Source organism: Burkholderia sp. Bp9031 (genome assembly GCF_003857965.1).
Lineage (GTDB): Bacteria > Pseudomonadota > Gammaproteobacteria > Burkholderiales > Burkholderiaceae > Burkholderia > Burkholderia ambifaria_A.
Genome location: NZ_QTPW01000001.1, coordinates 294,592 through 307,308, shown reverse-complemented (window position 1 = coordinate 307,308; position 12,717 = coordinate 294,592). Strand labels below are relative to the sequence as shown.

The window sequence follows — 12,717 nt, the reverse complement described above, 5'->3', positions numbered from 1 at the left end:
ACGGGATGCGGCAACGCGGAAAATGCGTGACGCGCGTCATCGGGTTCGGATTGTCCGCGTCAGGAAACGGCACACGCCGTCGAACTCAACGTGCGAGCATCCAGGCGGAGACCGCATCGACCACGTTGCTCTCCACGCCATTGAAGCCGTGATAGCCGAACGCGCCGCATGGATCGCCGCGCGATGCGCCGCCCGTGACGACCATCAGATCGGTTTTCGCCGACTGGTTCAGCTTCTTCATCAGCGAATCCGTTTCGGATACCGGACAATACTTGCAGCCGTCCTTCTCGTGGTGCACGACCAGCACCGGAATCCTGATGCTGGCGAGATCCATGTCCGGAACCGCGGTTCTGCCACGATCCTCACGGAGGATCGTGGACGTCAGCACGATACCGTCGGGTCCGCCGCTGCCGGCGAGGGCAATCGCGATCGACGCGACCGACTGCGTGCCGCGGCTCGTCCCGACCAGCCAGACCGGTACGTGCAGTTGCTCCTTCAACCATGCGATCACGGCGCGCGCATCGTCGGTATGTTCGCGCGACTGCCGAAAGCCGCTGAGATAGGGCGCCGATTGCCGGTCGCTCGGTGCGTCGATGACCGCGACGGCGATGCCGTCGTCGACGAAGCGCATTCTGGTGCGCACGAGGAAATTGCCTTCCCCCCATCCGAACTTTCCGGACGGGTCAATCTGCAGCCCGCCATGCCCGCCCGCATAGAGAATGGCCGCGACCTTCGGCGCTTCCGGCGCGATGAAGAGAAACCGTTGCGTGACGCCGGGACGGGTCGGAATGTCGACGACCCTGGGCTGGCTCTGCGCGTGCGCAGCATAACCGTGGAGCATCAACGCAATGGCGAGCAGCCACGCCCACGCGTGGTGTGACCGCGCACACGCGGGAGACGGCCGACGAAACCGCACGGAAGGACGAGGCATCATGGCTGCGGCCGCTGCATCCCGCCGTGATCGGCAGGATGGCGGCGATTTCTCCTGGTCAATGTCATGTCGCCACTGCAACGCGAGGCGCGGCGGTCAATGCGATTCGACAAACTGAACGATCTCGCCGTCAGCGCGCTCGCGGTAGAGATCTTCTCCTTTCACACGCACGTCGTTGCTTAAGTACAGGGCCTTGCTGCAGAGCTTGCCGTTTTCGATTTTCCGGTCGCCGTGGGCGGCACCCCCCCGGCTCGACTTGAAACCGTAGTCGCCGCCATTTGGCGAGACGAGACTTCCGTGCTGCGGAGGCAACACATTCCTTTGAGTCTAGATGGCTTTGCGGGAAGGGCAAGCAGGCGACGAGCCGGCATGTCGCCGGGTTCCGATTCCTGCGAGGCTTGCGCCGGCCGGATCGATGCCGTTGACGCGCGTGACGACGGTCCACGACTTCAGGTTCGAGCGCTCGCGGCCCGTGCCGATTGTGCGAACGCGCGCGCCGATCGTTGCCGGCCGATCTGCAACATCGCGATACCGACAAGCACCAGCGCGATCGCGCTCACTTCCAGCATGCCCACGCGTTCGCCGGCGGCCCAGCCGATCAGGAGTGCAACCGTGGGCGTGATGTACGTCGAGCCTGACGCCGCTACCGGCCCGAGTTCCTGCAGCAGAAAGTAATAGAGCAGGTAAGCGACGCCGGTCCCCAGCAGGCCGAGTCCCACGACGACACCGGATGCGGCGCGCCAGTCGTGCAAGATGCGAGCGATCCCGGTGAAGTCCGTCAGCGCGGCAAGGATCAGCAATGCCAGGCCCATCTGCCACGTCACCAGCGCGAGAGGTTGAAGGCCGAACGGCGACAGGAAGCGTTTCACGTAGACGTACGACAGCCCGAGGATGATCGCGCCTGCCAACATCCACGCGACGCCCGCGGGATCGACCGGATTTCCCGCACCTTCCCACGGGCGCGCAATCAGCACGATGCCGGCGAAACCCACGACGACGCCGGCTGTCATCAGCCCGTTCACTTTCTCGGTTCGGAGGAACAACAGCGAAAAAATCGCGGTGAAGATCGCGATCGAGCCGCCCAACACGCCCGCGATCCCCGACGGCAGCAGCGCCGTGCCTTTCACGATGGCCACGTAGTAGAGCGCCGTCGCGACAGCCGCCATGACGAAAAAGTGCGGCAAATGGCGGGCCTGGCTTTGCTGGATCGCGCGCTGGCGCCAGGCGGCGAACGCGAGCGGCAGGAAGCCGAACAGAACGCGCAAGAAGGCGATCTGCATCGGACTGAGCCAGGCCGCGGCCCATTTCATGTAGATGAAATTGGAGCCCCAGATCAGGCCGAGCAGAACGAAAGCGATCCTGGTCAGTTTCATGACGCCCGCCATTTCGTCTAACGAGATTGATCGTCAGTTAATCAGGATGACGGAGCGGCAGATAGAACAAAATCGGCATCGCGACGATGGATCGCGACATCATGTTTCGCGCCCCTGGCAATGCGCGCTCGGCATGGCCTGGCGAATTCCCGTCGCCGTCGCTTGAAAGCTGACGGAAAGGCATGCGCTTCCGGTACGGCGACGCGAAAATATTTCGCGCATCTCGCGACGGATTTCCCGCCGGCCTCCGTTAAACACAGGTACGCATCGCGAGAGCCCCCGTCATGGACCATCCGAACGACATCTCACCGGCTGCCATCGCGCTGAACCGCTTCGGTCTCGGCGCGCGGGCCGACGAAGCGCCGCCTGCGGATCCGAAGGCGGCGCTCATCGCGCAATTCGACCGTTACGACGCACGTCCCGCCGCATGGGCCGCCGAACCGGATGCGGTTACGCTCGCAACCCGGTTCGCGAATACGCGCAACGCGATGACGAGCGACGACGCGGCGGCCAGGCGCGCGACCGCCCAGTCGATCCGTCGCGACGGCTACGATGCATATCGCAGCGCGGTCTCCGCGCGGCTCGACAGCGCGCTCACCACGCCCGCGCCGTTCGTCGAGCGGCTCGTGCATTTCTGGGCGAACCATTTCGCGGTATCGGTCGACAAGGGGCAGGTCGCCGCGTATGCCGGTGCATTCGAGCGTGATGCGATCCGTCCGCATGTGCTCGGCCGCTTCGAGGATATGCTTGTCGCCGTCGAGCAGCATCCCGCGATGCAGCTGTTTCTCGACCAGGCGCGCTCGGTCGGCCCCGACAGTCCGGCCGCGCTGCGCGCCGAAGCACGCAATCCCGCAGCGCGGCGCGGTCTCAACGAGAACCTCGCGCGCGAAATCATGGAGCTGCATACGCTCGGCGTACGCACCGGCTATACGCAGGCGGACGTGACGGAATTCGCGCGTGCGCTGACCGGCTGGAGCATCGCCGGCGGGCGCGGGCCGCAGCCCGGCGATGCGGCGCCCGGCGCGTTCGTGTTTCGCCCGAAGCTGCACGAGCCGGGCGTGCGCACGGTCATGGGACGCACCTACGACCAGCCGGGCGAAGCGCAGGCGCGCGCGATCCTGCGCGACCTCGCACGTGCGCCGGCGACGGGCCGGCATATCGCGTTCCAGTTTGCTCGCCATTTCGTCGCCGATAACCCGCCGCCCGCGCTCACCGACCGGCTCGCCCGCGCATTCGAGACGAGCGGCGGCGATTTGCCGACCGTCTATCGCGCGCTCGTTGATGCACCGGACGCATGGTCGCCGGTCAATCGCAAGTTCAAGACGCCGTGGGAGTGGGCCGTGTCGTCGCTGCGCGGGCTCGGCTGGCGCGACGTGGGCGACCTGAAGGCCGCGCCGCTGCTCGCGCAACTCGGCCAGCCGGTGTGGCGGCCCGGGTCGCCGGCTGGTTACGACGACGTCGCCGCGAGCTGGGCCGCGCCCGACGCGCTGGTGCGCCGCGTCGAGATCGCGCAGCGGCTCGCCGCGCGCACGGGCGACCGGCTCGATCCACGCACGCTCGGCAACACGCTGCTGGCCGGCTCGCTGAGTGCACCGACGGCGAGCGCGCTGTCGCGTGCCGAAAGCGCGACCACGTCGCTTGCGCTGCTGCTCGTGTCGCCCGATTTCCAACGGAGATGAACATGGCCCGATCCCTTACCCGTCGGCATTTCCTGAGCATCGCCGCGGCCGGCGCCGGGGCGATGCTCGTCGCGCCGCGCATCGTGTTCGCGAACGTCGAAACAGACCGGCGCTTCGTGTTCGTGATCCAGCGCGGCGCGGCCGACGGGCTGAACATCGTCGTCCCGTATGCGGAACCTGCGTATGCGTCGCTGCGCGGCCCGCTGGCGATCGACGCAGCGGCGGCGACACGCATCGACGGCACGTTCGCGCTGCACCCGTCGCTTGTGCAGACCGCGCAACTGGTTCGCGACAAACAGGCGCTGTTCGTCCACGCGATCGCATCGCCGTATCGCGACCGCTCGCATTTCGACGGCCAGAACGTGCTCGAGACGGGCGGGCGCGCGCCGTACCAAGTGAAGGACGGCTGGCTGAACCGGCTCGCCGCGATGTTGCCGGCGACGCGCGAGCGCGCGATCGCGTTCGCGCCGACGGTGCCGCTCGCGTTGCGCGGCGGTGTGCAGGCCGCGTCGTATGCGGCGTCCGGTTTGCCGGCCGCGCCGGACGACCTGCTCGCGCGCGTGTCGGCGCTTTACGAGGCCGACGCGCAGCTCGGGCCGCTGTGGGAATCGGCGATGGCCGCGCGCGGCCTCGCCGGCGATGCACATGCGCGTCAGGATCCGGCGGGCGTCGGCAAGCTCGCGGCGACGTTTCTCGCGCGCGACGATGGCCCGCGAATCGCGATGATCGAGACGGGCGGCTGGGACACGCATAGCGCGCAGAACCCACGGCTCGCGAACCAGTTGAAGGCGCTCGATACGATGCTCGCCGCATTGCGCGATGGTCTCGGGCCCGTGTGGCAGCAGACCACGGTGCTGGTTGCGACCGAGTTTGGCCGCACGGCCGCCGCGAACGGCACGGGCGGTACCGATCACGGGCAGGCGTCGGTCGCGATGCTGGCGGGCGGGGCGGTCGCGGGCGGTCGCGTGATCGCCGACTGGCCGGGCTTGCGGCCGGGCGACCTGTACGAAGGGCGCGACCTGAAGCCGACCGCATCGCTCGACGCGTTGATCGCGGGCGCGGCTGCCGAAAGCCTGCGACTCGATCCCGGCCGCACCGCGTCCACGCTGTTCGCGGAAAGCGGCGCGACGCGGCCGATGACCGGCCTCATTCGCGGATTCGCGTGACGCACGGCATGCGTGCGTTTGCATCCGCCAACCGATTACACAACAGGGAGAAGTGACGATGAAGATTAGATCCGTATCGCTTGCCGTGCTGGTGACGGCGAGCGCCGCGCTGATGTCCGCATGCGTGGTCGAGCCGGCGCGGCCGCCGCAACCCGCGCCGGTCGCCGAGGTGGCGCCGCCGCCGCCCGCCCCCGGCTACCGCTGGGCCAAGGGCCATTACCGCTGGGCCGGCAACCACTGGGCGTGGGTGCCCGGGCATTGGGTGGCCGTGTATTGAAGCGGGCCGGACGGCGCGCTGCTCACCAGCCGATCCGGTGCTTCTCGTCGGTTTCGCTGTGCCGCCAGTCGTCGTCCGCATGCAGATACTGGCTGGTGGTCGTCAGCGATACGTGTCCGAGGTTGTCGCGCACGAGCCGCAGGTCGACGCGGCCGTCGGCCATGTGCGAGCCCGCACTGTGGCGCAGCCAGTGCGCGGATGCCTGCTCGAGCACGCGTGCCTGTTCCTCGCCGGCATCCCCTTGCGCGCGCAACCGGTCAGCCGCGAACCGGAACACCTGCTTCACGATCCGGTGCAGCGCGGCGCGCGTGAGCGGCTTGCGCGTGTGACCGATCGGCAGCACGAGCGGCGTGTCCTCGCCGTCGGCGGGCAGCGCGGGCAGGCCGTGCGTGCGCCGGTAGCGCGCGAGCTCGGCCATCATTTCGGTGGTAGCCGGCACGAGCCGCTGCCTGCCGCCTTTGCCGGTCACGTCGAGCCACCAGCGGTCGCGTCCGTTCGCGTCGCGCCGCGCAAAGAATTGCCCCATCGTCGTATCGGCTGCCTCGGTGATGCGCAGCCCGCCGAGATACAGCAGCGTGAAGACCCAGCGCGCGCGATCCGCATGGAAGGAGGCGCGCGCATCGTCGCGCGGCATCGCGGCGATCGCGTCCTTGACTGCTTGCCACAGCGGCGGCCCGAGATGGCGCGTGACGCGCGGCGCGGGCCGCCGTTGCCGCTGCCGCGACAGCGCGAGCGGATTGCCGGCCAGATAGCCGGCCTGCACGAGCCACGAGAACATCACGTTCAGGATCACCATCGCCTGCCGCTGGCTGGCCGCCGACAGCGGCCCGTAGAACGGCCGCCAGCGCGGGTCGCCGCGCGGATGCTTGCGGCCGCCGTTCGCACACCACACGTCGGCCGGCGCGGGCGCGAGCAGGAATTGCCGGTATACGACGAGATCCTCGTGCGTGAGCGACGACAGCGGCTTGCCGCATGCGATCACGGCCCACAGCAGCAGGCGCTCGGCTTCCTTGCGGTAGTTCTGGAACGTGGTGGGCGTATCGACGAAGCGCGCGAGCCATGCGCGCACGGCGTCGAGATCATGGGTCGCGGCGATCTGCGGATGCGCGCTGGTCGAGCGGTTCGTGCCCGCGCGTCCGTCGAGCGCGGCCGGCACGGTCAGCGCATCGATCGGCTGCGGCCGCAGCGCGGCGCCGGACGGAACGGGTGAGGTCATGCGAACAGGGGGCGCCGCTCGCCCGTGGCCAGGCGGGCACAGGCGACGCGGCGAAGCATACGAGTACGAGGAAGCGCCGATGGTAATACACGATCGGTACGCGGTGAAGCGCGCGCCGAGCGGTGCAATTTCGTGCGCGGTGTCTTTGCCGGCGCGCAGCACGGGCGTCGCGCCGATGGACTGCCTGCAGGTGCGCAGCAGTCCGGCCGAGCCGTGGAGCCCGTGGTACGCGGGCATCGAGGGCTTTGCGTACCAGCCCGGCTATCAATATGTGCTGGAAGTCGACGAATATCGCGTCGCACACCCCCCGGCTGACGGTTCGTCGATCCGCTGGGTGCTCAAGCGCGTCGTCGAGCGCCGCCAGGTGAACTGACGGCCGCGCCCGCCCGCGGCGCCGCTTACGCGGACGGTCGCGGCGCGACCGGTCTCGGCGGCGCGGCGGTATCGATCCGGCGGAACACGACGGACGACAGCAGCGTGACCGAGCCCATGCAGACGAACGACAGCATGAAGCCGTTTGCCATCGAGCCCCAATGCGCGGCGAACAGGTTCACGAGCCCGCCGCCGATCGACACGCCGAGCCCCATCGCCAGCATCTGCATCATCGTGAACAGGCTGTTGCCGCTGCCGGCGTCGGCATGCGACAGCCCCTTGAGCGTGACGGCGTTCATCGCGGCGAACTGCATCGAGTTCGCGGCGCCGAACACGATCAGCAACGCAATCTCCAGCGCCGGTGCGGGCCGCGCCGATACCAGCGCGAACCCCGCGATCGCGCAGCCGACGATCCCCGTGTTCACGACCAGGAACGTCGCATAGCCGAAGCGCTTCGCGAGCGGCGCGATCCAGCGTTTCGCGATCACGCCGGCGATCGCGGCCGGCAGCATCATCATCCCCGACTGCAACGGCGTATAGCCGAGCTGCACCTGCATCAGCAGCGGCAGCATGAACGGCACGGCGCTCGTGCCGATCCGGCACAGCAGGTTGCCGAGCAGCCCCGAGCCGAAGTTTGGCTCGCGGAACAGCCCGAGCCGGAACAGCGGCTGCGCGCGGCGCCGTGCGTGGGGCAGGTACGCGAGCGCGCTCGCCACGCCGAGCACGGCCAGCCCGATCGCCCAGCCGGTGCGGTGCGCGGGCATTGGCGGATCGATCGCGAGCGACAGCGCGATCATCGCGACCGACAGCAGCGCGCAGCCGACGAAGTCGAACGGCGGCGGCTGGGTCGCCTGGTCGTGCGGCAGAAAGCGCTGCACCGCGAGGAAGCCGACCACGCCGACGGGCACGTTGACGATGAACACCCAGTGCCAGGAAATCGCCTGCGTGAGCCAGCCGCCGAGCGTCGGCCCGACGATCGGGCCGAGCTGCCCGGCGATCGACACGAACGCGATCGCCGCGACGTACCGTTCGCCCGGCACGCGGCGCAACACCGCGAGCCGCCCGATCGGCAGCAGCATCGAGCCGCCGATGCCCTGCACGGCGCGCGCGACGACGAGCTGGCCGAGCGTGTGCGACGCGGCACAGCCGATCGACGCGAGCGAGAACACCAGGATGGCGACAGAGAACACGCGGCGCGTGCCGAACCGGTCGGCGAGCCAGCCGGACGCCGGTGTGAGCATCGCCATCGTCAGCGTGTAGACGACCACGATCGGCTGCATCGCGAGCGGCGACGCATGCAGGCTTTGTGCGATCGACGGCAGTGCGGTATTGACGATCGTCGTGTCGAGCGACTGCATGAAGAACGCGGCGGCGACGATCCACAGCAGCGCGGAGTGTGAGGGTTCGCGGGACATGACGAAGTTGGCGGTGCGGCGACCGGCGAGGGCGACGTGACGGGCGACGCGGCCCGGCTCGGTTCGGCAGGCTCGCGCCGGCGTACGGCCGGTCTACAAGCGTTGATGGTACCGATTCCGGTAGTCATCGGGAAGCCGACTTAAGGCATTGACTGTCATCGGAATTGCCGATGACAATGCGGGATGCTCAATCCCGTTTGGCTCAAGACGTTCGCGACCGTCACGAATTGCCGCAGCTTCACCGAAGCGGGCCGGCAGCTCGGGCTCAACCAGTCGAGCGTCAGCGAACACATCCGTCGTCTCGAAGAGAGCGTCGGCCGGCGGCTGTTCGTGCGCGACACCCATTCGATCGCGATGACGGCCGACGGCGAGGCGCTGCTCGTGCATGCGAACGTGATCCTGCAGGCGCTGAACCGCGCCGAATCGCAGTTCCGCAAGCCGCGGCTGCAGGGCCGCGTGCGGCTCGGCGCATCGGACGATCTCGCGCTGGTCGCGTTGCCGGACGTGCTCGCGGCGTTTCGCACCGCGCACCCCGACGTCGCGCTGGAGATCACGACCGGCATGACCAGCCGGCTCTACGAACTGATGGATGCGGGCGCGCTCGACCTGATGGTCGGCAAGCGGCGGCTCGGCGAGCGGCGCGGCACGCCGCTGTTGCGCGCACGGCTCGAATGGGTCGCGCGGCCGGGCACCGTCGTAGACCTGGAAAGGCCGCTGCCGCTCGTGCTGGTCGCCGAGCCGAGCGTCACGCGCGCGGTCGTGCTGAACGCGCTCGCGGAGAAGGGGATCGGCTGGGAAGTCGTGTGTTCGAGCAGCAGCCAGCCGGGCTGCATCGCGGCCGCGCGGGCCGGGCTCGGGCTCACCGCGACGTCGCAGTATCTGTCGGCGCGCGGCCTGGCGCCGCCGGTAAACGGCGATGGGCTGCCCGCGCTACCCGACGTCGAGTTCATCGCGCTCGCCGCGAAGCGGCTCAGCCAGCCGGCCGGCACGCTGCTCGAGCTGCTGGAAACCAGCGACCTGCGCGCACCCGGCGTGGTCGATCGAAGCGCGTAGCGTCGCGCACCACTGCGCACTGCGTTACCCGACAGCCCCGCTATCAGCCTATATTCGTGCGGCTGCCGGCCGGGCCGCACGCCGCATGTCACGCGCCGCACGCCGCACGTCGCGCCTCATGCCGCGCGTTTCTGCGAAATCACTAGCAGCGCGCCGTTCCTGTCCTCCAGCACCGCGCGGTATTCGTGCGGCCCGGCCTGCACCGGCACGCGCACCGACGCGCCGGCCTTCACGACCCGCGCCATCGCCGCGTAAAGATCGTCGTCCTCGTCCACACGCAGCGTGAGCGCCGCGCGCTCGACGATCTGCTCGTCGCCGGCCACCAGCGCGATCGTCAGCGGGCCGCCGTCGAGCGCGCAGTATCGGTCGCCGTCGCGGAACTTCACGTTCAGGCCCAGTCCGTCGACGAACAGCGGCAGGGCCGTGTCGATGTCGTCGACCGGATACAGCAGCATCGATACCTTCATTCCCTCTCTCCCTTGTCGTGATGTGACCGGCACGCACCGCACCGTCGTTCGATGCTAGCGCGCGGTGCCGGCCGCGACGCAGTCCGATCGGATGACGGTGAAACCCCTCTGTCCCGCAGGCGGGCCGTTACTCCAAACAGACGATGCCCGCGCGGGCCCGCGCGCCGACACTCCCATCCGTGGACCGTCGCTATTCGTCCGTATCGTGCGGGCGGCTGCACGACCCCGACTCGTCCAACATACATGGAGACGCACGCAATGAAGTTTTCCCTCATCTACGAAGCCCAGACCACCGACGCATCGCGCGAGGGCGACCACCGGGTGTTCCAGGAGACGGTCGAGCAGGCGCTGCTGGCCGAGCAGGTCGGCTTCGACACGATCTGGTGCGTGGAGCACACGTCGCTGACCCACTATGCGCACATGAGCGCGCCGGAAACCTTCCTTGCGTACCTGGCCGGCCGTACGACGCGCATCGGCCTCGGTCACGGCGTCGTGTGCCTGCCGCCGGCGATGAACCATCCGATCAAGGTCGCCGAGCGCGTCGCGCTGCTCGACATCCTGTCGGGCGGCCGCGTGCATTTCGGTGTCGGCAAGGGCGGCAGCCAGCAGGAGGCGGGCGCGTTCGGCTACGACCTCAACGAACTGCAGCCGATGATCGACGAGTCGATGTACCTGGTGCCGAAGATGTTCGTGCAGGACGAGATCGAGCACGACGGCAAGTACATCAAGATTCCGAAGCGTCCGATCCACCCGAAGCCGATGCAGGATCCGCATCCGCCGATGTACCTCGCGTGCACGAACACCGATGCGCTGCTGCGCGCAGGACAGCGCGGGATGGGCGCGCTGGTGCTCGGTTTCGGCGGCCCGGACGAAGTCGCGAAGAAGAACGCGGTGTATCGCGAAGCGTGGGCGAACCGCAAGCCGGAAGACCAGGTCGGCTTCCGCCCGACCCGGCACCTCGCGGCGCTGTGCCCGACGGTCGTGATGGCCGACGGCCAGAAGGCCCGCAAGATCGGCATCCGCGGCCAGCGCTACTTCATGGAGTCGCTCGCGTACTGGTACACGGGCGGCGAGCGTCCGGACCCGGCGAAGTGGGGCGACGACCTCGTGCAGGCCGATACCGGCGAGATGGTGATCCGTTCGCGCTTCGCGTCGGAGGAAGTCGTCGTGAACTTCGCCGATCCGGCGCTCGCGATGATGAACCCGAACCACGCGTACGGCACGGTCGACGACTGCATCGGCTACGTGGGCCGCCTGCAGGAAGCGGGTGTCGACGAAGTGCTGTTCCTCTGCCAGATGGGCACGGTGCCGCACGACGCGCAGATGGAGACGATCCGCAACATCGGCGAGCACGTGATCCCGTTCTTCAACAAGGAAAAGGAACGCGCCTGCGCATGAGGCGGGCAGGGCCGCGCCGCGCCCGTCGTCCTTTCGGACGATGCGGCGCACCCGCGCGAGCCCGACCATCGGCAGCTGGAACCCTCGCTCGCGGCGCCGGCCGCGACGAACCACATAGAGAGACCGGGGTGGGCGCCGCCGCGCGCGCTCCGTATCACAGGAGACATTCGTGCATCGCGACAACGATTCGAACGCACTGGCCGCCACGCTGATCGCCCGGGCCGAGGCGCTTGCGCCGACGCTCGCCGGCCGCGCCGCGCAGGCGGAAGCGCAGGGCCGCATCCCGGCCGAGACGATCGCCGACATGCAGGCCGCCGGCTTCTTCAAGGTGCTGCAGCCGAAGCGCTACGGCGGCTACGAACTCGATCCGCAGGCCTTTTTCGACATCCAGATGGCGCTCGCGCGCGGCTGTATGTCGACTGCGTGGGTGTACGGCGTCGTCGGCGTGCACAACTGGCAGCTCGCGCTGTTCGACGAACGCGCGCAGCAGGACGTATGGGGCAAGGATCCGGCAACGCTGATCGCGTCGACCTACATGCCGGTCGGCCGCGTGACGCCGGTCGACTGCGGCTTCCGCCTGTCCGGCCACTGGAAGTTCTCGAGCGGCAGCGAACTGTGCGAATGGGTGTTCCTCGGCGCACTGGTGCCGCCGGCCGTTGCCGGCCAGCCGCCCGAATACCGCACCTTCCTGCTGCCCAAATCCGACTACCGGATCCAGCAGGACTGGGACGTGCTCGGCTTGCGCGCGACCGGCAGCCACGACATCGTCGTCGACGACGTGTTCGTGCCCGCGTATCGCACGCACAAGGCGATCGACGGGATGATGGGCACGAGCCCGGGCCTGGCCGTCAACGATGCGCCGCTGTTCAGGCTGCCGTTCGCGCAGATCTTCGTGCGCGCGGTGTGCACGTCGTGCATCGGCGCGCTGCAGGGTGCCCTCGACGATTTCACCGGTTATGCGGCCACGCGCGTGTCGGCCAACAGCGGTGCGAAGACGACCGACGATCCGGGCGCGCAGAACGCGTGCGCGAACGCGGCCGTCGCGATCGACGAGATGACGGTGCTGCTCAAGCGCAATTTCGCGGAACTGATGGCGTCCGTCACGGGCGGCCCGGCCGTGTCGATCGAGCGTCGCGTGCATTTCCGCTATCAGTCGGCGCAGGTCGCCGAACGCTGCGCACAGGCCGCGAACGCGCTTCTGCGCTATGCGGGCGGCAACGGCATCTATCACCGCAATCCGCTGGTGCGCCGCTTCCTCGATCTGCACGCGGCCCGCGCGCACTACGCGAACAACGTGGACCGCTTCGGCCAGAACCTCGGCGCCGTGATGCTCGGCCGCGAGAACACGGACTACTTCATCTGACGAGGCC

Annotated in this window: 13 protein-coding genes; 7 read left to right on the top strand and 6 right to left on the bottom strand. The window is 68.6% G+C overall.

What is annotated here, in order from left to right; translation table 11 throughout:
- Window positions 1-85: 85 nt before the first annotated feature.
- The 3 genes from DIE15_RS01390 to DIE15_RS01380 all read right to left on the bottom strand — a co-directional run bounded on the left by DIE15_RS01390 (window position 86) and on the right by DIE15_RS01380 (window position 2,304).
- The gene (locus DIE15_RS01390) at window positions 86-841 is read right to left on the bottom strand and encodes an alpha/beta hydrolase (RefSeq protein WP_057925041.1); all 756 of its coding nucleotides are present in this window, start codon (window positions 839-841) and stop codon (window positions 86-88) included.
- Between the two features lie 186 nt (window positions 842-1,027).
- Window positions 1,028-1,243 (bottom strand): hypothetical protein, encoded by a 216-nt coding sequence (locus tag DIE15_RS01385; RefSeq protein WP_124832140.1) that lies wholly within the window; start codon window positions 1,241-1,243, stop codon window positions 1,028-1,030.
- Between the two features lie 137 nt (window positions 1,244-1,380).
- Window positions 1,381-2,304, bottom strand: a complete 924-nt coding sequence (locus DIE15_RS01380) for a DMT family transporter (protein WP_124832138.1) — start codon at window positions 2,302-2,304, stop codon at window positions 1,381-1,383.
- A gap of 284 nt (window positions 2,305-2,588) precedes the next feature.
- On the opposite strand from DIE15_RS01380, the gene DIE15_RS01375 reads away from it, so the two are divergent.
- Genes DIE15_RS01375 through DIE15_RS01365 form a run of 3 tightly spaced genes read left to right on the top strand, consistent with a single transcriptional unit; the run spans window position 2,589 to window position 5,426 of the window.
- On the top strand, window positions 2,589-3,983 hold the full coding sequence (locus DIE15_RS01375; protein ID WP_124832136.1) for a DUF1800 family protein: 1,395 nt from the start codon (window positions 2,589-2,591) through the stop codon (window positions 3,981-3,983).
- A gap of 2 nt (window positions 3,984-3,985) precedes the next feature.
- On the top strand, window positions 3,986-5,149 hold the full coding sequence (locus DIE15_RS01370; RefSeq protein WP_057925045.1) for a DUF1501 domain-containing protein: 1,164 nt from the start codon (window positions 3,986-3,988) through the stop codon (window positions 5,147-5,149).
- A 58-nt stretch (window positions 5,150-5,207) separates the two neighbouring features.
- Window positions 5,208-5,426 carry a YXWGXW repeat-containing protein gene (locus tag DIE15_RS01365; RefSeq protein ID WP_124832134.1) on the top strand — a complete coding sequence of 73 codons (219 nt, stop codon included), beginning with the start codon at window positions 5,208-5,210 and terminating at the stop codon, window positions 5,424-5,426.
- A 22-nt stretch (window positions 5,427-5,448) separates the two neighbouring features.
- Here DIE15_RS01365 and DIE15_RS01360 read toward each other — a convergent pair whose 3' ends face one another.
- Entirely contained in the window at window positions 5,449-6,642 is a 1,194-nt protein-coding gene (locus tag DIE15_RS01360) for a tyrosine-type recombinase/integrase (protein WP_124832132.1), read from the bottom strand.
- Between the two features lie 79 nt (window positions 6,643-6,721).
- Here DIE15_RS01360 and DIE15_RS01355 point away from each other — a divergent pair, with 79 nt between their 5' ends.
- Window positions 6,722-7,015, top strand: a complete 294-nt coding sequence (locus DIE15_RS01355; protein WP_260428156.1) for a DUF4377 domain-containing protein — start codon at window positions 6,722-6,724, stop codon at window positions 7,013-7,015.
- A gap of 25 nt (window positions 7,016-7,040) precedes the next feature.
- Here the strand turns inward: DIE15_RS01355 and DIE15_RS01350 are convergent, their stop codons facing one another.
- Window positions 7,041-8,429: a DHA2 family efflux MFS transporter permease subunit gene (locus DIE15_RS01350; RefSeq protein WP_057925048.1), complete on the bottom strand. Its 1,389-nt coding sequence runs from the start codon at window positions 8,427-8,429 to the stop codon at window positions 7,041-7,043.
- A gap of 183 nt (window positions 8,430-8,612) precedes the next feature.
- Between DIE15_RS01350 and DIE15_RS01345 the strand changes: the two genes are divergently transcribed.
- The gene (locus DIE15_RS01345) at window positions 8,613-9,482 is read left to right on the top strand and encodes a LysR family transcriptional regulator (RefSeq protein ID WP_124832130.1); all 870 of its coding nucleotides are present in this window, start codon (window positions 8,613-8,615) and stop codon (window positions 9,480-9,482) included.
- A 116-nt stretch (window positions 9,483-9,598) separates the two neighbouring features.
- Here the strand turns inward: DIE15_RS01345 and DIE15_RS01340 are convergent, their stop codons facing one another.
- Window positions 9,599-9,949, bottom strand: coding sequence for a VOC family protein (locus tag DIE15_RS01340; protein ID WP_057925050.1), 351 nt, complete (start codon window positions 9,947-9,949; stop codon window positions 9,599-9,601).
- A gap of 258 nt (window positions 9,950-10,207) precedes the next feature.
- On the opposite strand from DIE15_RS01340, the gene DIE15_RS01335 reads away from it, so the two are divergent.
- Both DIE15_RS01335 and DIE15_RS01330 read left to right on the top strand, forming a co-directional pair.
- A complete protein-coding gene (locus tag DIE15_RS01335) occupies window positions 10,208-11,347 on the top strand; it encodes an LLM class flavin-dependent oxidoreductase (RefSeq protein WP_057925051.1) in 1,140 nt (379 codons plus the stop codon).
- A 169-nt stretch (window positions 11,348-11,516) separates the two neighbouring features.
- Window positions 11,517-12,710, top strand: a complete 1,194-nt coding sequence (locus tag DIE15_RS01330) for an acyl-CoA dehydrogenase family protein (RefSeq protein WP_124832128.1) — start codon at window positions 11,517-11,519, stop codon at window positions 12,708-12,710.
- Window positions 12,711-12,717: the final 7 nt, after the last annotated feature.